A 20670-nucleotide genomic window follows, 5' to 3' on the forward strand; every position below is an offset into this window, starting at 1 on the left:
AGCATAAATGAAAAACCTCCACGATATTCTTAAAAAAGAAAAGTACAAAAAAGTAAAATTTAAGATTACCAAAACACAGCATTTATTAATAAAAGCAAAGATTAACGGCGTACTTGGCAACTTTATTCTTGACACAGGAGCTTCAAATAGTTGTGTAGGATTTGAGAGTATTGATTTGTTTTCATTGGAAGCCAAAAAATCTAAAACCAAAGCTTCGGGAGCTGGCGCAACCGGAATGCATACACAAATTGCCACAACTAACATTCTTCAACTGGGCAACTGGAAAGATGTAGCGTTTGATCTCGTAATTTTCGATTTATCCCATGTGAATGAAGCGCTGATCCAACACAAATCAAAACCTGTACATGGAATCATAGGTGCCGATGTTTTAATGAAAGGAAAAGCGATCGTGGACTATTTTAATTATTGCTTATATTTACAATAATAACCGTCATTTAAACCTCAAAGAAACATGAAAAATATTTTCAAAAAACTATTGATATTGATGGCACTACTTTTATTTTCTTGTTCTCCCGATAACTTAACAAACGAAAATGAAACAATAACCAATTCAGATTCCAACAATTCCAGTATTTTGAAAACCAGCGCTTCAAAAATTTCAAATACTACCGCTTCAAAAATTTGGAACTTCAATAATTTAACGGAATGGGAAGATGCTACTCAAGTTGGCAATCCAAATTACTGGATTGAAAATGGAAATTTGCGCATTTTTACCAATCCAAATACTTGGGAACGATCAAAAGTAAAAACGATTTCAAGTTTTGCCGCAGGAACATACCGTTGGACTGTTTTTGTCCCTGAAATGGGTGTTGGCGACATGGCAAGCATTGGAGCTTTTTTATACAATAACGACACACACGAACTTGATTTTGAGATTGGTTACGGAAAGCAAGCCGTCCGAGATCAATTAGCGGCAGAACCAGACGATCTTATCGTATATATGACCTCACAGGGCTATCCATTCCAATCTGTTCAAAAGAAGATCAAAAGAGAACAATGGTATAATCTTACGTTACAATTAACACTAACCTCAAACGGGCGTTATACCGTAAGTTGGAAAATCAATGATGCAATTATGGCAACTGTTCAACTTAGTTATGGAAAAACCACCAAATTTAAGATCTATTGCAGTGTCGAGAACTTACAATTTATAGGCGAACACATTCCGCAAAGTCAAAATTATACTCTTTTTGATGTGGTGGAGTTTAAAGGAATTTAAAAAAATTCATAAAAAAATCCCGTTTAGTAAAACTAAACGGGATAGAGATTCTTCTTGTCAGAATGACAAAATAGGTATTACAATTCTAATGCTTTTTTAGGATTGTTATCCAACAATAATTCTAATGGGTTTTCCAAAGCTTCTTTTACTGCTACTAAGAAACCAACAGACTCACGTCCATCAATAATTCTGTGATCATACGATAAAGCTACGTACATCATTGGGTGAATTTCCACTTTACCGTTTACAGCAATTGGACGCTCGATAATGTTGTGCATTCCAAGGATTCCAGATTGTGGAGGATTGATAATTGGTGTACTCAACATACTTCCAAAAACACCACCGTTAGTAATCGTGAACGTTCCCCCAGTCATATCATCAACTGTGATTTGCCCGTCACGAGCTTTTAATGCTAATCTTTTAATGTCCGCTTCAACTCCACGGAATGTCAAGTTTTCAGCATTACGAACTACAGGAACCATTAATCCTTTTGGTCCTGAAACCGCAATTGAAATGTCGCAAAAATCGAAAGCAATCTTATGATCACCATCCATCATTGAATTTACATCTGGGAATAATTTTAATGCTCTGGTTACTGCTTTTGTAAAGAAAGACATATATCCTAAACCAATTCCACCATGTTTTGCTTTGAACGCATCTTTGTATTCATTACGGATCAAGTTGATAGGCGTCATGTTTACCTCGTTGAACGTAGTCAACATCGCTGTTTCATTTTTAGCGGCAACTAATCTCTCCGCTACTTTTCTACGCAACATAGATAATTTAGTACGCTCTGTTCCACGAGATCCACCTGTAGGTGTTCCCATAGATGGAACTGCATTTACTGCATCATCTTTAGTTATTCTTCCGTCTTTTCCAGTTCCTGTTACTGAAGCTGGTGCTATATTTTTTTCGTCTAATATTTTTCTTGCTGCCGGAGATGGAGTTCCTGAAGCATAAGTTGCTGCTGGAGCTGCCGCTACCGGAGCCGCTTTTGGCGCTTCTGCTTTAACTTCAGCTTTTGGCGCTTCAACTGCTTTTGCAACTTCTGCCGCTGGTGCAGCACCAGATGGTTTTGCAGCACTAGTGTCGATTAAACAAACTACTGCTCCTACTGCTACAGCATCGCCTTCTTCTGCTTTTAATGTAATGATTCCGCTTGCTTCTGCAGGCAATTCTAATGTTGCTTTATCAGAATCAACCTCAGCAATTGCTTGGTCTTTCTCTACATAGTCTCCGTCTTTTACCAACCAAGTTGCAATTTCAACTTCTTTTATAGATTCCCCTGGTGATGGGACTTTCATTTCTAAAATCATGTTCTATTATTTTAAATTATGAATTTTAATTTTTACAACAATTACTTTATTACTAACAAAATAATTGGATTATTTTTTTGTTTATGGGGTCGAAATATAACTATTATTAACTGGCAATATAGTATAAACTTCTCCATCTGCTTTTCGCTTGGTATATTTTTCCATCGAACGTTTCACTAAATCCTCTTGATCTTTTTTGGCTTCAGCCAAATCATCATCACTAATACTGTATTCTTTTGCACCTGAAATAGCTTCTAAAATATTTGCTTTTTTCCTTTCGTACTTTTTAATATTTTTATAATTATTCTGATTATTATCAAAAGGAACTAATTTCACTCCAGCCTTAAAAGCACCCATTTGAGGCTCTGAATCAATTATATAGACTTTCCCTGCTTCTAGTTCAGCTTCAAGATAATCTATATTTTCAGATTTAGACCAAAACAAATGTTTTCCTGGTTCACATTCGTAAGCTAAAAACTTTCCATGATTAAACTTTCCTAAATATTTATCTCCATCAAAATATTTAAAATTAATTAAAAATCCTGTTGATGATATTCTGGTGAAATATACTATTGACTTTCCTTCACTTGGCTTTCTTAATTCTTGGGAATATGAAAAAGCAAAAATCAGATTAAAAAATAATAGTACTATAATTTTTTTCATAATTAACTATCTAAATAAATTTTTATCGAATACCATTCGTATTGCATCGGCCTGACGGCGTTTCGCTCTTGTATAACTTCCTGCTGCCGGTGCTGCATAAGCTTTTAACGAAGCCAATCTCCATTTTACTAAATCGAAATTCATCAACATGTAACTGTAAGCTCCCATGTTTTTAGGCTCTTCTTGTGCCCAAACATAATCATCGGCGTTTGGATATTTAGCGATAATGGCTTTTAATTGTTCTACCGGTAATGGGAATAATTGTTCGATTCTAACCACTGCAACATCGTTACGACCGTTATTTTCTCTTTCGGCAGTAATGTCATAATAGAATTTACCCGTACAGAAAACTAATGTTTTCACCTCCGCTTTATTTACTGTTACATCATCAAATGTTTCTTGAAAACTACCATTTGCAAAGTCTTCAACAGAAGAAACTACTCTTGGATCACGCAATAGACTTTTTGGTGTAAACACAATAAGTGGTTTACGGAAAGTGGTTTTCATTTGTCTTCTCAACAAGTGGAAGAAGTTGGCTGGCGTTGTACAATCAGCAACATACATGTTTTGTCTGGCGCAAAGTTGTAAATAACGTTCCATTCTAGCTGAGGAATGTTCCGCTCCCTGTCCTTCATATCCGTGAGGCAATAATAAAACAATACCGTTTTGATTGTTCCATTTATCTTCCCCACAAGAAATGTATTGGTCAATCATAATTTGAGCTCCATTACTGAAATCTCCAAACTGTGCTTCCCATATTGTAAGTGTATTTGGGTTTGCAAGAGCGTAGCCATAATCAAAACCTAAAACACCATATTCAGATAAAAGAGAATTAAAAATATTGAATTTCCCTTTTTTATTTTCGATAGCATTCAATAAGATTACTTCTTCCTCAGAATCTTCTACTTTAACCACAGCGTGGCGGTGAGAGAATGTACCACGCTCCACGTCTTGACCTGAAATACGAATATCAAAACCTTCTGTCAAAAGCGAACCATAAGCTAATGCCTCTGCAGTTCCCCAATCTATAGTGTTATTGTCGTAACCCGTTTTTCTATCAGTAACAATTTTACTTATTTTATTGATGAACTTCTTATCTGACGGTAAGCTTGAGATTGTTTTTATGATAGAATCTAATTCATCTTTAGAATAAGAAGTATCTACGTTTTCAAGCATTTGAGTATCTGTCACTTGTTCAAATCCTTTCCATTCATTTTTCATAAATGGAGTAATAATTGTCAAGTCTTTTTTACGGGATGCCTCAAGATTTACTTCAAGATTAGATTTGTATTCTTTTTCTAATCCATTTACATAAGTAGCATCAATAACTCCTTCGGATAATAGCTTTTCAGCATAAATATCTCTAGGATTTTGATGTTTTGCAATAATTTTATATAAAACCGGCTGCGTGAAACGAGGTTCGTCACCTTCATTGTGTCCGTATTTTCTATATCCTAATAAATCGATGAATACATCACGACCAAATTCCATTCTGAAATCCAAAGCAAAAGACATCGCATGTACTACCGCTTCTGCATCATCTGCATTTACGTGCAATACTGGCGAAAGGGTTACTTTGGCAACATCTGTGCAATAGGTTGAGGAACGGGCATCCAGATAATTAGTTGTAAAACCTACCTGATTGTTGATTACAATGTGAATGGTACCTCCCGTTTTATATCCGTCCAATTGTGCCATTTGCACTATTTCATAAAGAATTCCCTGACCAGCAATTGCGGCATCCCCGTGAACGGCGATTGGCAATACTTTAGAGAAATCATTAGGGAAATATTTATCTTGTTTTGCTCTTGTAATTCCTTCAATTACTGCACCCACTGTTTCAAGGTGAGAAGGATTTGGAGCTAAATTAATATTTATCTTTTTTCCTGTACGGGTAACTTTATCAGCTGTAAGACCTAAATGGTATTTTACGTCCCCATCAAAATATTCCTGATCGTAATCCTTTCCGTCAAATTCTCCAAAAATGTCTTGGGTAGATTTACCAAAAATATTGGCCAAAACATTCAAACGACCTCTATGAGCCATTCCCATTACAAATTGTTCCACTCCTTTTTCGGCTGCTTTTTCAATCAAAGCATCCAAAGCTGGAATTACAGATTCTCCTCCTTCAAGTGAAAATCGTTTTTGACCGACATATTTTGTATGTAGAAAATTCTCGAAAGAAACTGCTTCATTTAATTTATCAAGAATGGATTTCTTCTCCTCAGCAGAAAAATTAGGCTGATTATCATTTATCCCCAATTTATTCTGAATCCAGTCCACCACTTCCGGTTTACGAATATACATATACTCGACCCCAATGTGCTGACAATAGATTGCCTCAAGGTGCATTATAATTTCCTGAAGTGTACAAGGCTGAATACCGATAACCTTTGCCGCATCAAAAACAGTATTTAAATCTGCTGCCGAAAGCGAAAAATTCACGATGTCCAGTGTAGGCAAAGTAGCTCTTCTTTCTCTTACGGGATTTGTTTTTGTAAACAAATGTCCACGAGAACGGTACCCGTCAATCAATTTTAGTACGTTAAATTCTTTTTGAAGTTTTTCCGATACATTTGAACTCTCAATATTCCCAGCAGCAACATTTGCGATGTAGGTTACTGGAGTTTCTGGATTCTCATCATTATAAGTAGTCATTCCAAAGTCAAAACCTTGAAAGAAACTTCTCCAACTTGGCTCTACGCTATCTGGATTTACTAAATATTGATCGTATAATTGTGCGAAAAATTCGGTGTGTGCTGCGTTTAAAAATGAAAACCTATCCATAATGCTAGTGAATATACTTTTTGTTAAATAGTTTGACAAAAGTACGATAATCAATTCTATCTAAATCGATTTTTTACGTACTTTTACGTAAAAATTTGTTAAAAAAACCCTTAAAACATGAAAAAAACTCATCAATTAGCCATTTTAAGAACTTTTTTGATTTCGATAACCTTATTCTCTTCCCATTTTTTATTAGCACAACAACAAACGATTGATCCCCAATCGCAAAGTGATTTTTGGAAGAAAGTTCAATTTGGAGGAGGTATCGGATTGGGTTTTGGCTCTGAATATACTAATATTTCATTGGCTCCTAGTGCTATTTACAACTTCAATGAATATGTAGCTTTAGGCATTGGCGCCCAATATACTTACGCAAAACAAAAAAATTATTACGCCTCCCATTTATACGGCGGGAGTATTATAGCACTCTTTAATCCTATTAACGAGATTCAACTTTCGGCAGAGTTAGAGGAATTAAGAGTCAATGTAGATTTAGATGGTTCCAATAGCAATTCCCAAGATTACTGGAACACCGGTTTGTTTCTTGGTGCCGGTTATAGAACTGGGAATGTAACTATTGGCGCTCGCTACAATGTATTAAATGACAGCAACAATGATTATGGTAACGCCTTCATGCCTTTTGTAAGGGTTTATTTTTAAATTAGCATCATGAAAAAGACACTAGAATTATTCTTCATTTTATTTATAAGTTCTGGTTTTGCCCAAAACAGTATTTTACAATCTGGCCCTATGGTAGGTTATTGCGAAATGAAAGAGGCTGTTATTTGGTTACAAACCAATAAAGACGCTACAGTCAAAGTTGCCTATTTCTCAACTGATAATCCGTCCAAAATATTATATTCCGAGAATTACACTTCTTCAAAAGATGTCGGGTATACCTATCATATTATTTTAGACCAGTTACAACCTGGCAAAAAATACAATTACAACATTTTTATAAACAATAAAAAAATTGAATTGCCTTATAAAACTTCGTTTTCGTCAAAAAAATTATGGCAATGGCGAGAAGATGCGCCTGATTTCACAGTAGCATTTGGCAGCTGCATGTATATCAATGAAACTGAATTTGACAGACCCGGAAAACCGTATGGAAGCGGATATTCTATTTTTGAAAGTATTGCTAAAAAAAATCCAGACATCATGATTTGGGGCGGAGACAACTCCTATCTAAGAGAAGCTGATTGGGATAGCAAAACAGGGATTTACCATAGAAACACACATTCGAGATCTATCAAGGAGATTCAGCCCTTGTTGGCAAAAACTCAAAATTTTGCAATCTGGGATGATCATGATTTTGGTCCGGATGATAGTGACCGTAGTTTTTATAACAAACACATCACTCAAAAAGCATTTAAAGATTTCTGGGCTAATAAAAGTTATGGAATAAGTCCGAATCAAAATGAAGGTGTTTTTTCTACTTTTAATTGGGGTGATGCGCAGTTTTTTCTAATTGACGATCGCTTTTTCAGATCCCCGGACAATAGAATTACTGGCGATAAAACTATGATAGGAACTACACAATTCGAATGGCTTATTGATGCTTTAAGTTCATCAGATGCCAGTTTTAAAATAATAGTAATTGGCGGTCAGGTAATTAACGCTGTTCCAAACACCGAGAATTATGGCCGCTTTCCCGAAGAAAAAGAAAAACTGCTAAGGGAGATTATAGACAATAAAATAAAAGGAGTCTTTTTTCTAACTGGCGACAGGCATTTTGCCGAAATGTCAATGCTTCCTCGTGAAAACACTTATCCCATTTATGACTGGACCGTTTCGCCATTGACAGCTGGAATTGTCTCTAAAAAAGTGTTAGATGAAAACAATAAATATAAAGTTATTGGGAGCGCATTTGTACAGAATAATTTTGGGACAATCTCTTTTTTAGGTCCGAAAGAAAACCGACAAATGAAACTTACTTTATTTGATGTAAATGGAAATGAATTATGGAATAAAATAATCTTAAAAAAAGAATTACAGTAACTAATACTTATTCCTAAACCATACTTTTTGCCATTCTCTTTTTAGGATTAAAAAAGCGACTTGTTCAGCCAAAATTACTAAATCTGAACCATCCAGCTTTTTTATTTGCTCTTCAGAAACATCAATAATATAAAGTAGATTAAGGTATTCGGCAAATTTATATTGAATTAGTCTGTAGATTTTTTCATGTAATTGTATCTTCAATTCATTGGGAGAGATACTCAACGGAAAATCAATTCCTTCGTTCGCAAGATTGAAATCCTTGTTGATCTGTTCAATTAATTTCAAATATAAATTTTCTCCTTCCGCTTCGGTAAGTAGTAAATCGGTATTTTTTGGAGCTATAAACATTTGATTTCAGATTGTTGATTAACGATTTTTGATTTTAAGAAACTGCTCTAAATATTTCATTTTTTTGAATTATACTGATTTTTGAAATAAACCATTATTTATCCGAAGTAAAACTTCTGCGATCAAAAATCGTTAATCTGCAATCAAAAATCTAAACTTTTCTTCCCATTAAATTTTCACCAAAAGTTCTTAGCATTGCTTTTTTATCAGCACTGATATTCATTTTATCTAATGTTTGGAAAGCTTTAAATGTAAAATCCTGAATGGCATCTTGTGTTGCTTTTGAGGCACCGGAGCTATTAAAAATCTCTTTCGCCGCCTTGATTTTATCTAAATTATCTTCTGGTTGAACAGAAAACAAATCCATCAATTGTTGTTGCTGCTCTTTTTCTGAAAAAGCAACGGCTTTTAGATATAAATACGTTTTTTTGTTTTCAATAATATCACCACCGACTTGTTTTCCAAAAGTTTCCGGATCTCCAAAAGCATCCAGATAATCATCCTGCAATTGAAAAGCTAAACCTAAATTAAGTCCAAAATCATAAATAAGATTTGCATTTTCCTTTGAGGCTTTAGCAATAATAGCACCCATTTTCATTGCTGCAGCAACTAAAACGGCTGTTTTATATTCGATCATTTTAAGATATTCCGGAATAGTAACATCATCTCTTACTTCAAAATCTACATCCCATTGTTGCCCTTCGCAAACTTCGAGAGCTGTTTTGCTGAACAATTTAGCCAGTTTACGAAATATTTTAGGCTGGTATTTCTCAAAATATTGATATGCCAAAATCAACATCGCATCACCTGATAAAATTCCGGTATTTATATTCCATTTCTCATGCACGGTTTGCTTCCCTCTTCGCAAAGGAGCATCGTCCATAATATCATCATGGACCAACGAAAAATTATGAAAAACCTCAACAGCCAAAGCAGCTGGCAACGCTTTTTTATAATCTCCGTCAAAAACTTCAGCGCTCATAAGTGTAAGTACCGGACGCATTCTTTTTCCTCCAAGATCTAAAATATAATGTATGGGTTCATACAAATTTTTGGGCTCTTTGGCTTCATATTGCGATTGCAAATATTCCGAAATAAACTCCTGATACTGATAAATGGTATGCATAAATTAATTTTTGGCTAATTTACAGTATTCACTCTTTATTCCAAACTACGTTTCTTAATGAAATGTTAAATAATCTAAAATACATTGGAAACTATTTTGGTATTCAAAGTTTCCTGTCTACATTTGCATCGAAATTTAACATTTCAATTACAGTCATTTCAACCCATTGTGAAATGAAAATCAAACCTAAATAAATCCAAAATATTATGACAACAACCTGGACAATTGATTCAACACAATCTGATGTTTTGATTAAAATAAGACATTCTATAATCGCCTATTTAGCTGGAACTATTAACAAATTTAAAGGACATATAGACATTCTGGATAATGAAATTGAAGATGCTTCGATCGAATTTTCTTTAGATGTAAACAACAAGGATACAAAACTGGAACAAATTGATTCGCATCTAAAATTGAATGATTTTCTTGACATCAATGAATATCCAATTATAAGTTTTAAATCTACCTCTTTTCAAAAAGTGAACAAGAATATTAATTTTTTGAAAGGAAATTTAACTATCAAAAACATAACAAAAGTTGTTGAGCTTGACGCAGAATTTATTGGGATCAACGCTTATAATGGCGATCAAAAAGCTGCATTTGAGATAACGGGAGACATTAATCGCAAAGATTTTGGATTAACATCAAATGCATTTACTCAAACTGGTGGAATAACTACTGGGCAAGACATCAAACTTATTGCAAATTTAGAATTTACAGTTTAAGTCGTTTTATGTAAATGTTAAATAATTACAAAATAACTGGAAACTATTTTGGTGTTCAGAGTTTCCTTGTTACATTTGCACTCGAAATTCAACCTATTTCTATAAATTAAACGAACCGTAACAGGTTAAGAATAAACAAAATGAAAGAGAAAATTATATCAAAAGCAAGTGAGATGTTCTTAAAGCTAGGTTTTAAGAGTATCACCATGGATGATATTGCCGGAGAAATGTGCATTTCTAAAAAAACGATTTACAAGTATTTTTGTAATAAGGAAATACTCATTGAGGAAAGTACTGCAACAATTCATAAAGAAATACACCAGATTATTGACGATGTTATTTTAAAAAATTACAATGCAATTCAGGAAAATTTCGAGATAAGAAAATTATTTAAAGAAATGTTTAAATCATCGGACACTTCTCCGGTATATCAATTAAAAAAGCATTACCCAGAAATATACGAAAAGGTAATGTCCAGAGAAATTAACGAATGCAACACTATTTTCAAACAAAATATTGAGAAAGGGATTAGACAAGGATTGTATCGCGAAAATGTAAATATTGAAAGCTATATCCGATTTTATTATCTCTTGGTTTTTAGCATTAAAGAAACCACTCGTTCTGAAAAAGAAGCTCAAAAATTAGAACTTGAAATTTTAGAATACCACACAAGAGCTTTGGCAACGCCAAATGGAATTACTGAACTTGAAAAACACATACTAAAACCTAATATATAATGAAGAATATAATTTTAACCACTTTCTTGATTTTTGCAATCGCTGCAAAATCACAAGAAATCAAATCGTTAACACTAAAAGATGCGATTAGCTATGCTTTAGAAAATAAAGCCGATGCTAAAAAAGCCAAACTTAAAGTAGAAAACAGCGAATACCAAATTCAAGAAGTTCGTTCTAGAGCTTTACCTGAAATTTCTGCAAACGGAGGATTGACTTATAATCCTATTCTACAAACTACTTTCCTTGACGGAGGGTCTTTTGGTGGTGAACCAGGATCTACGGTTAAACTTAATTTTGGCCAAAAATGGAATTCAACTGCGGGTCTTTCTTTAACACAAACTCTTTTTGACCAATCCGTTTTTACAGGTTTGAAGGCAGCAAGATCAACCAGAGAATTCTATCAGATAAACGATCAACTGACAGAAGAGCAAGTAATCGAAAGAGTAGCCAACAATTACTACCAAGTATATGTTCAACGCCAAAGATTAAATGTACTGGACAGTAATTATGTCAACACTAATAAAGTGAAAACCATAATTAAAGGACAATTTGATAATGGTTTGGCCAAAAAAATTGACTTGGATAGAATTTTAGTAAAAATTTCAAACATCAATACACAACGTCAACAAGTTTTAAATGCGGTTCAGCTGCAAGAAAACGCTTTGAAGTTTTACATCGGGATGCCAATTGAGACTAAAATCAGTATTCCACAATCTGAATTTCAAGTTACACCTCAGGCATTATCTGAAGTACCAAATACAGAAAGCAGAACAGAATATTTGCTTTTGAAAAAACAAGAACAACTATTAATGTTCCAAAAGAAAGCAGATGAAGCTGCATATTACCCAACGCTATCCCTTTCGGCAGGTTACAATTATATTGGTCAAGGCCCAAAAATGCCTTGGGGAGCAAAACCAGCTGACGGTGTTTACTGGTCTGATTACTCTTCTATTGGTTTGAACTTAAAAGTACCAATTTTTAAAGGCTTTTCAACTAGAGCAAAAGTAAGACAAGCAGATGTTAATTTAAGATCCTTGAAGGAAGACATAAAGGACACCAAATTAAGTCTTGATTTAGCGTATGAAAACGCAAACATTCAAATTAACAACAGCATCATTACTATAAGCAACCAAAAGGAAAATGCGCAATTAGCCCAAGACGTTTTAAGTAACACCAGAAATAATTACATACAAGGATTAGCTTCTTTAACTGATTTATTGGACGCTGAAAATTCATTGACAGAGGCACAAAACAATTACACTTCTGCAATATTAGATTACAAACTGGCAGAAATTCAATTAATCAAATCAAAAGGAGAATTAAAAACTTTATTAAATAACTAACAACATGAAAAAAAATATAATAACCGGAATAATCATTTTAGGCGCAATCGTAATCATTGCCGTAGTTTTAACGAACAACAAAAAAGAAAACGAAGCAAAAACAGCTATTGTTGCTGAAAAAAACGCAAGTGTTTCCGTTAAAGTTGAAACGGTAAAAACAGAAGAAGTTTCACTTGATTTTTCGGCAAATGGAAATTTTGAACCCCTTCAAGAATTGAGTTTTTCAGCAGAAAAACCAGGAAGAGTGGTACGTGTTTTAGTAGATGAAGGATCAACAGTACATATAGGTCAAACCTTGGCAATTGTAAGAAGCGAACAAATTTCATCGGACTTAGAAACAGCACAGGCTTCTTATCAAAATACATTAAGTGATTACAATCGTTTTGAAAATGCATTCAAAACAGGAGGAGTTACAAAACAACAGTTGGATCAGGCAAAACTAGGGTTAGTAACTGCAAAATCAAGATTACAACAAGCTAAAGTTAATATTGGCGACACTAATATCAAATCTACCATTAACGGGATTATAAACAAAAAATACATTGAGCCAGGATCAGTTCTTGGTGCTGCAACTCAAATGTTTGACATTGTAAATGTTACTCGATTGAAATTAAAAGTTACCGTAAATGAAAATCAGGTTGCCGGTTTAAAATTAGGAAACAATGTGAATGTTAAAGCAAGTGTTTATCCTGATGCTACTTTTTCAGGTAAGATTACTTTCATAGCCCCAAAAGCGGATTCCCGTTTAAACTTTCCTGTAGAAATAGAAATTGCTAATAATTCCTCTAATGATTTAAAAGCTGGTATGTATGGAACAGCTGAATTTGCTTCAAGCCAACAAAAACAATCTTTGATGATTGTTCCTAGAAATGCATTTGTGGGAAGTGTAAGCAGCAATCAAGTGTTTGTAACAGAAAACGGAATTGCTAAACTAAAAACGGTTACTGCCGGAAGAATACTTGGTGATAAAGTAGAAATTTTAAATGGTCTTTCTGATGGTGATACCGTAATTGTTACAGGACAGATAAACCTACAAGACGGATATAAAGTAGATATTATTAAATAATTATTAATGGCAATAATGGTTCGTTAAAAACAATTGACCTTAAAAATTATATGACCATTAATACTTAATAATCAACAATAAAACATATGAAATTAGCAGAAATATCTATAAAGCGTCCCTCCTTAGTAATTGTATTGTTTACAATGCTAATTTTAGGCGGACTGTTCAGCTACAGCCAACTGGGCTATGAATTAATTCCAAAATTCGAACAAAATGTAATTACCATTGCCACAATATATCCTGGAGCTTCTCCAAGTGAAGTTGAAAATACGGTAACCAAAAAAATTGAAGATGCTATTGCTTCTTTAGAAAACATCAAAAAAATTGATTCTAAGTCCTACGAAAGTTTATCTATCGTATCGATTTCTTTGACTTCAACAGCCAAAGTTGACATTTCGATGAATGATGCACAACGAAAAATAAATGCGATCATCAGTGATTTACCCGATGATGCCAAGACACCTTCGTTATCCAAATTCTCTTTGAGTGATTTACCAATCATGACTATTGGTGCCAACGGAAAAATGGACGAAGTAGCTTTTTATGACTTAATAGACAAAAAAGTGGCTCCAGTTCTTTCTAGAGTTGCAGGTGTTGCGCAAGTAAACATTATTGGAGGACAAGAACGTGAAATTCAAGTAAATCTTGATGCAGTAAAACTGCAAGGGTACGGACTTTCAGTTCCGCAAGTACAACAAACTATTTTGAGTTCAAATTTAGATTTTCCAACAGGGAATATTCAAACTCGTGATCAAAAAATATTAATTCGTTTAGCGGGTAAATATAAAAATGTTGAAGAATTGCGACAATTAGTAGTGTCGTCTCAAAACGGAGTTCAAGTTCGACTTGGTGACATTGCAGATGTTCAGGATACTCAAAAAATTGCTGAAAAAATATCGCGTGTCGATCAAAAAAGTGCTATTGTTTTACAAATCATTAAACAATCTGATGCGAATGCGGTTGCCGTAAGTGAGGAATTGGTTAAAACCATTAATAAACTTACAGCCGATTATAAAAAGAATGGATTAGAACTTCAGATAGCTAAGGACAGTACCATTTTCACACTCGAAGCAGCTGATTCTGTTGTCCATGATTTACTTATTGCAGTACTTTTAGTTGCCTTTGTAATGTTGTTTTTCCTACACAGCATTAGAAACTCGCTTATTGTAATGGTTTCTATTCCAGCATCATTAATTGCTACATTTATCGGGATTTATTTAATGGGATATACTTTAAACTTAATGAGTTTACTTGGACTATCTCTGGTAGTTGGTATTCTGGTCGATGATGCGATTGTGGTACTCGAAAATATTTACAGGCACATGGAAATGGGTAAAAACCGTGTTCGTGCTTCCTACGACGGAACAGCTGAAATTGGCGGAACAGTAGTATCAATCACTTTAGTTATTGTGGTTGTGTTTTTACCAATCGCCATGAGTTCAGGTTTAGTTTCTAACATTATTACACAGTTCTGTGTAACCGTTATTATCTCAACATTATTGTCATTGGTAGCTTCGTTCACCATTATTCCTTGGTTGTCTTCTCGTTATGGAAAATTAGAACATATTGAAGGTAAAAATCTTTTTGGAAGAATCATCCTTGGATTTGAAAGCTATTTAACCCGTTTCATCAACTGGATTTCAAGTTTATTGACTTGGAGTTTAGACCACTACAAAACTACCTTAGCGATTGTTATTGTTCTATTTTTCGGATCAACCATAGGATTGGTTGGTGGAGGTTTTATCGGTGGTGAATTCTTTGCAGCGTCAGATAGTGGTGAATTTTTAGTTCAAATAGAAATGCCAAAAGATGCGTCATTAGAACAAACCAACTTTATGACACAAAAAGCAGAAGCATTTTTGAAAACGCAAGAATATGTTCACAGTCAAATTACAACGGTTGGTCAAACCAGCGAAGGCTTAGGAGGCTCCCAAGCAACGGCTTACAAAGCCGAGATTGATGTAAAAATGATTGAACAAAAAGATCGTACTGATGGAGCATCCGTTTACGCAGCAAAAATCAAACGAAAATTAGAAAAAGTATTGATTGGTGCTAAAGTAAAAACGGTTCCGGTTGGTATTTTAGGAACAGCTGAAAATGCCACTTTAGGTTTAATTGTAACTGGACCAAACGTGGAAAGTGCCATGAAATTTGCCAAATTAGCAGAAGCTGAATTAAGAACAATTCCTGGAACTACAGAGATTAAATTAACTGTTGAAGATGGAAATCCTGAAATTAATGTGCAAGTTGACAGAGATAAAATGGCCCTTCTTGGACTTTCTTTGCAAACTGTTGGTTTAACCATGCAAACGGCTTATTCCGGAAATACAGATGGAAAATTTAGAGCAGGAGAATACGAATATGACATCAATATAAAATACAACAGTTTTGACAGAAAAAGTATTGAGGATGTTAGTAATCTAATTTTCATCAACTCTTCGGGTCAGCAAATTAAATTATCCCAATTTGCCACAATTAAAGAAGGTTCTGGACCAAGTCAGTTAGAACGTAGAGACAAAACAGCTTCGGTAACGGTACAAGGCCAAAATGTAGGTGTACCTTCTGGAACAATTGTAAATCAATGGCAAGAAAAGCTGGATAAGTTAGAAAAACCAACTGGTGTAAATTACATTTGGGGTGGCGATCAAGAAAACCAAAGTGAAGGTTTTGGAACATTAGGAATTGCATTATTAGCGGCAATTATCTTAGTTTATCTTGTAATGGTTTCTTTATATGACAGTTTTGTACATCCATTTGTGGTATTGTTTGCCATTCCGCTTTCGTTCATCGGAGCAATGTTAGCCTTGGCGTTAACTAATAATACTTTGAATATTTTCACCATTCTAGGAGTAATTATGCTTATTGGTCTAGTGTGTAAAAATGCGATTATGCTAGTCGATTACACCAATCAGCGAAGAGCTGCAGGAGAATCGATAAGAACGGCATTAATTCAGGCCAATCATGCGAGACTTCGTCCAATTTTGATGACGACTATTGCAATGGTATTTGGTATGTTCCCAATTGCATTAGCATCGGGAGCCGGAGCTGAATGGAAAAATGGTTTGGCTTGGGTAATTATTGGAGGATTGATTTCATCATTGTTTTTAACCCTGATTGTTGTTCCGGTGATATACGAAATTATGGAGAAATTAATTTCTAAATTTAGTAAAGGAGAAAAAACAGATTACGAAGCTGAAATGGTGGCCGATTATGTCCATACAGAATTGAGTGAAGATGGTTTTAATCCAAAACACACCGTGTAATACTAAATGTCCTCGCCCTAAAAAGTGAAACCATTTTATCAGATAAAATTAATTAAACCGTTGCAAAAATATTCTTGCAACGGTTTTTTGTTTCAATGCCGTTTTGGAATTTTATCCTTTAGATCTAATCCTTTTAGATGCAACTAATAAAAGTATCATTTAGGAATTATGAGAAGGTTAAATGTTTTTTCATGTTTCCAATTGTCTATAATTAAAGTCTTATTTTTGTACGAATTAATAGTGCTGTTTTTTCATTTGACAGCAATCATTATTTCATAAAGTCAATAAATTAAGAGAACCAAACCAATGAATGACGTTTTTTCTATAAAAGAAGCCATCCAAAAGATAGAACATTTTTGCGCCTATCAAGAACGTTGTCATGAAGAAGTAGTACAAAAACTGAGAAGCATGAAGATGGATTCTGAAGAAATTGATGCCATTATGGTTCATCTTATCAGTGATAATTTTCTCAATGAAGAACGCTTTGCCTGCAGTTTTGCAAGAGGAAAACACCGCATTAAACATTGGGGAAAAATTAGAATCGTAAACGAATTAAAGTCAAAAAAAATAACGCAAACTCTTATTAATATTGCACTAAAGGAAATCGCTCCTGAAGAATATGCAACAACTTTTCACACGTTAGCCGAAAGACATTGGGAATTCATACGAGAAACTAATTTGATAAAAAAACGTAAAAAATTCTGTGATTATATGTTACGCAGAGGATTTGAAAGTAATTTAGTTTTTGAAAAAGTCAAAGAGCTGGAGCATTCAAAAGAAGAATAAAAAACAAGTTTAATCCTAACTACAAACTCAAAAGTACGCTTACCGCATTTCCACCAAAACCTACAGCATTAATTAATACTTTTCTAATCGGTTTTGTCTGTAATTGTGCTTGCGCAAAAGGGACTCCGATGAACCTATTGTGTTGCATCATCATAATGGCCAATTCCATACTGAGTATTCCTGAAGCGCCAAAAGTGTGTCCAATTTTCCATTTATTGGTAGTCAATAAAGGAAGCTTTGCTCCAAAGACTTTCTCAATCGCTTTGTATTCTGTCAAATCGCCTTTTATCGTTCCTGGCGCATGCATGACAATCACATCAACTTCGGATAAATTCGTATTTTTCAACGCCATTTTCATTGATTTCTGGAAACAAGTCGCTTCTGTTGAAATGGAAATATTATGTTCTAAAATTTCTGTTGCATAACCAATTCCTTCGATAAAAGCCAGTGCCTTTTCTTTTTTACCTATTTCGAGACAACAGACACCCGCACCTTCGCCAAGAATCATCGTGCTTTGTTTTTTTTCTAAATCAAGAGCGCGATTGGGATACGTCTCTTCACTATTCGAATAAATTTTCAGCGCCCGCATTTGCGCAATAGTAAAATCGGTTAAAGGAGCCTCGCTACCACCAACCAGAAATTTATCAGCCATTCCGGATCGCAGCCAAGCCACACCGTTCAGCACAGCGTGTAAAGCAGTAGAACACGTAATGGAGTGTGAAATTTCCGGGCCTGAACTTTGCAGATCATGGCTCACCCACGAGGAAATATTCCCCAAAGTTGTTGTAGGAGAAGCAAGCGTATGCGCTTTTCCGGTTTCTAAATATTCCTGATAGTGTTTTTCGAATAAATCAGTGGCACCACGAGAAGAACCAATATTGATCCCAAAAATATCATTTGGAGTCCAACCAGCATTTTGCATTGCTTTCCTTGAAGCGGCCATCGCATACAAAACGGATTTATCTAACGATTTGTATTTAGTATCTGATTCTCGTAATTCAGCAATAACTTGTTCTGAATCATTGTCTAAAGCTGCTACAAAGGTTTTTTTATTGTCTAAATCATGTTCCGTAAAACAATGATTTTCATTAAGATAATTTTCCCAAATCACTTCTGGTGTATTTCCTAAAGATGAAATGGAAGCAATGGCAGTTATGGAGATTGTTTGAGACAAAATAGTGTTGTTATTTATGCGTAAAGGTCGCAAAGTTTTTTGCAAAGTTCACGAGGGTTTGAAAATTTATACGTTCAAAATGCCGCTTTATTGTTATAAATTTAAGCTTTTTCTAAAGCCTTTTCGACCACTTGATATACTTTTTGCAATTGCGCATCGGTGATAATATAAGGAGGCAAAATATAAACTATGTTGCCAACTGGACGCAGAATTATTCCATTTTCAATAAAGAAATCATAGAGTTTGTTGCGCAAGGTTCCATAATAACTGGCAGCACTCTCGGTTTTTATTTCTAAAGCAAAAATGACTCCCAGCACACGAGTTGTGGTCACTTTTGGATGATTTTTTATATGTTCTTGAAAATCCAAATGCCTTTTATTTACGCGAACAATATTAGCTTGCATTTCATTGGTTTGCAACAATTCAAAACTTGCCAAAGCCGCCGCACAACCTGTAGGATTTGCCGTAAATGTATGTCCGTGAAACAACGCTTTATTAATATCCTCATCATAAAACGCTTCGAAAATGTCTTGGGTAAAAGTGGTAATTGCCATAGGAATAGTACCTCCGGTCAACGCTTTTGACAAACACATCATATCTGGTTTTTCAACCTGATAATCCGTGGCAAAAGTTTTTCCTGTTTTTCCAAAACCCGTCATCACTTCATCAGCAATGGTGAGTACCTTATTTTCCTGACAAATCCGGATTAATTGATCTAATGCTTCCGGCTCATACATCACCATTCCTGCCGCTCCTTGAACCAATGGCTCGTAAATAAAACCCGCACAGTTATTGTTTTTTATAACTGATTCTAAAGCATCATAACTTTCCTTTTCTTTCCCTTTTACCGGAACTGGAATCCGAACCACATCAATGAACATACCTTGAAAGGCCTGCGTATAAAATGAAATTCCGCTTGCCGCCATTGCCGCAAAGGTGTCACCATGAAAAGCATTTTCGAAAGCTATTATTGTAGTTCTCTTTTCCCCTTTATTGAAAAAATATTGTAAAGCGACCTTAATCGCTACTTCAACCGACGTAGAACCATTATCCGAAAAGAATATTTTTTGTTGGTTTTTTGGTAAAATTTCCATCAACTTCTCGGCAACCAAAACTGCTGGCTCATGGGTAAATCCACCAAAGAGAACATGCTCTAATGTTGTGAGTTGTTTGTAAATCGCATCCGCAATGAATTTATTAGAATGACCATAAGGATTTACCCACCAAGAAGCGATTGCATCAATATATTCTTTATCATTCTCATCCCAGAGCAAAGCACCTTCACCTTTTTTGATGGCAATAGGCAATGCTGCAGTTTTATGTTGTGTATAAGGATGCCAAAGATATTGGCTGTCTCTTTCGGTTAAAGTCATTTGATTTTAGATTGATGATTAACGATTTTTGATTTCAGATTTTGCCATTGAAATTGTCATTGAAGTTTTAGCAAATTCTCTCGAAACAAATCAGCATATTCTTTTATAACATTTTGGTCAAAATACGGTTCTTGCTCAATTCTTCCAATGCATTTTAGACCAGTTTTATTCAAAATTATTGTTTCCGTAGCTTTGTTTTCTTCACCAGAAAATATAATTCCGACACTATTTATTTTTCGGTTTTGTAAGGCTTCAATCGTGAGCAAAGTATGATTGATACTTCCCAAATAATGTCTGGAAACAACAATCACTTTATAATCGGGTTGAATCAAATCAATAACCAAATCATTCGCATTTAATGGTACAAAAACGCCTCCAGCCCCTTCAATCACTAAATGATTAGCTGTCTTAGGTTCGGTTATTTTCTTTAAATCAATAACAGTTCCATCTAATTCTGCTGCGAGATGCGGACTTGCCGGCGTATTCAAAGCATAACTGTTAGGATAAATTACCGTCTTTTTATTAGACAAAAACGATTTAATTTTATGACTGTCCGAATTTTCTAAATCACCTGCTTGAATGGGTTTCCAATAATCGGCTTCCAGTGATTCCGTTATAATGGCTGATGCAATAGTCTTGCCGACATCGGTAGATATTCCTGTGATGAATAGTTTCATTTATTATAATTTTACCCTGTCAGGGTTTTGAACCATGAC

18 protein-coding genes are annotated in these 20670 nt (G+C 34.7%); 10 read left to right on the plus strand and 8 right to left on the minus strand.

Annotated features, from left to right (window positions below):
* The first annotated feature begins 7 nt into the window (after positions 1-7).
* The gene (locus ACNQGG_RS00385; protein ID WP_417960454.1) at positions 8-445 is read left to right on the plus strand and encodes a retropepsin-like aspartic protease; all 438 of its coding nucleotides are present in this window, start codon (positions 8-10) and stop codon (positions 443-445) included.
* Between the two features lie 27 nt (positions 446-472).
* Positions 473-1240: a hypothetical protein gene (locus ACNQGG_RS00390; protein WP_417960456.1), complete on the plus strand. Its 768-nt coding sequence runs from the start codon at positions 473-475 to the stop codon at positions 1238-1240.
* Between the two features lie 77 nt (positions 1241-1317).
* Here the strand turns inward: ACNQGG_RS00390 and odhB are convergent, their stop codons facing one another.
* From odhB to ACNQGG_RS00405, 3 genes are all read right to left on the minus strand, one after another.
* Positions 1318-2556, minus strand: a complete 1239-nt coding sequence (gene odhB / locus ACNQGG_RS00395) for a 2-oxoglutarate dehydrogenase complex dihydrolipoyllysine-residue succinyltransferase (protein ID WP_416855614.1) — start codon at positions 2554-2556, stop codon at positions 1318-1320.
* A gap of 81 nt (positions 2557-2637) precedes the next feature.
* Positions 2638-3219 carry a hypothetical protein gene (locus ACNQGG_RS00400; protein ID WP_417960458.1) on the minus strand — a complete coding sequence of 194 codons (582 nt, stop codon included), beginning with the start codon at positions 3217-3219 and terminating at the stop codon, positions 2638-2640.
* A gap of 6 nt (positions 3220-3225) precedes the next feature.
* Entirely contained in the window at positions 3226-6006 is a 2781-nt protein-coding gene (locus ACNQGG_RS00405; RefSeq protein ID WP_417960460.1) for a 2-oxoglutarate dehydrogenase E1 component, read from the minus strand.
* A 117-nt stretch (positions 6007-6123) separates the two neighbouring features.
* On the opposite strand from ACNQGG_RS00405, the gene ACNQGG_RS00410 reads away from it, so the two are divergent.
* Positions 6124-6666, plus strand: a complete 543-nt coding sequence (locus tag ACNQGG_RS00410) for a hypothetical protein (RefSeq protein ID WP_417960462.1) — start codon at positions 6124-6126, stop codon at positions 6664-6666.
* A gap of 9 nt (positions 6667-6675) precedes the next feature.
* The gene (locus tag ACNQGG_RS00415) at positions 6676-8007 is read left to right on the plus strand and encodes an alkaline phosphatase D family protein (protein WP_417960464.1); all 1332 of its coding nucleotides are present in this window, start codon (positions 6676-6678) and stop codon (positions 8005-8007) included.
* Here ACNQGG_RS00415 and ACNQGG_RS00420 read toward each other — a convergent pair whose 3' ends face one another.
* Complete coding sequence (locus ACNQGG_RS00420) at positions 8008-8358, minus strand: hypothetical protein (protein WP_417960466.1); 351 nt, start codon at positions 8356-8358, stop codon at positions 8008-8010.
* A 151-nt stretch (positions 8359-8509) separates the two neighbouring features.
* A complete protein-coding gene (locus tag ACNQGG_RS00425) occupies positions 8510-9484 on the minus strand; it encodes a polyprenyl synthetase family protein (protein ID WP_417960468.1) in 975 nt (324 codons plus the stop codon).
* Between the two features lie 206 nt (positions 9485-9690).
* Between ACNQGG_RS00425 and ACNQGG_RS00430 the strand changes: the two genes are divergently transcribed.
* From ACNQGG_RS00430 to ACNQGG_RS00455, 6 genes are all read left to right on the plus strand, one after another.
* A complete protein-coding gene (locus tag ACNQGG_RS00430) occupies positions 9691-10212 on the plus strand; it encodes a YceI family protein (protein WP_417960470.1) in 522 nt (173 codons plus the stop codon).
* Between the two features lie 140 nt (positions 10213-10352).
* A complete protein-coding gene (locus tag ACNQGG_RS00435) occupies positions 10353-10949 on the plus strand; it encodes a TetR/AcrR family transcriptional regulator (protein WP_417960472.1) in 597 nt (198 codons plus the stop codon).
* Positions 10949-12292, plus strand: coding sequence for a TolC family protein (locus ACNQGG_RS00440; protein WP_417960474.1), 1344 nt, complete (start codon positions 10949-10951; stop codon positions 12290-12292). Before ACNQGG_RS00435 ends, ACNQGG_RS00440 begins: the two co-directional genes overlap by 1 nt.
* A gap of 4 nt (positions 12293-12296) precedes the next feature.
* Positions 12297-13358, plus strand: a complete 1062-nt coding sequence (locus tag ACNQGG_RS00445; RefSeq protein WP_417960476.1) for an efflux RND transporter periplasmic adaptor subunit — start codon at positions 12297-12299, stop codon at positions 13356-13358.
* An 86-nt stretch (positions 13359-13444) separates the two neighbouring features.
* Positions 13445-16621: an efflux RND transporter permease subunit gene (locus ACNQGG_RS00450; RefSeq protein WP_417960478.1), complete on the plus strand. Its 3177-nt coding sequence runs from the start codon at positions 13445-13447 to the stop codon at positions 16619-16621.
* A gap of 306 nt (positions 16622-16927) precedes the next feature.
* Positions 16928-17407: a regulatory protein RecX gene (locus ACNQGG_RS00455; protein ID WP_417960480.1), complete on the plus strand. Its 480-nt coding sequence runs from the start codon at positions 16928-16930 to the stop codon at positions 17405-17407.
* A gap of 19 nt (positions 17408-17426) precedes the next feature.
* Here ACNQGG_RS00455 and ACNQGG_RS00460 read toward each other — a convergent pair whose 3' ends face one another.
* From ACNQGG_RS00460 to bioD, 3 genes are all read right to left on the minus strand, one after another.
* Positions 17427-18581: a beta-ketoacyl synthase N-terminal-like domain-containing protein gene (locus ACNQGG_RS00460; RefSeq protein WP_417960482.1), complete on the minus strand. Its 1155-nt coding sequence runs from the start codon at positions 18579-18581 to the stop codon at positions 17427-17429.
* Between the two features lie 101 nt (positions 18582-18682).
* On the minus strand, positions 18683-19954 hold the full coding sequence (bioA, locus tag ACNQGG_RS00465; RefSeq protein WP_417960484.1) for an adenosylmethionine--8-amino-7-oxononanoate transaminase: 1272 nt from the start codon (positions 19952-19954) through the stop codon (positions 18683-18685).
* Positions 19955-20010: 56 nt separating this feature from the next.
* Complete coding sequence (bioD, locus tag ACNQGG_RS00470; RefSeq protein WP_417960486.1) at positions 20011-20631, minus strand: dethiobiotin synthase; 621 nt, start codon at positions 20629-20631, stop codon at positions 20011-20013.
* Between the last annotated feature and the right edge of the window lie 39 nt (positions 20632-20670).

This window comes from Flavobacterium esculini (assembly GCF_048284325.1).
Classification (GTDB): Bacteria; Bacteroidota; Bacteroidia; order Flavobacteriales; family Flavobacteriaceae; genus Flavobacterium.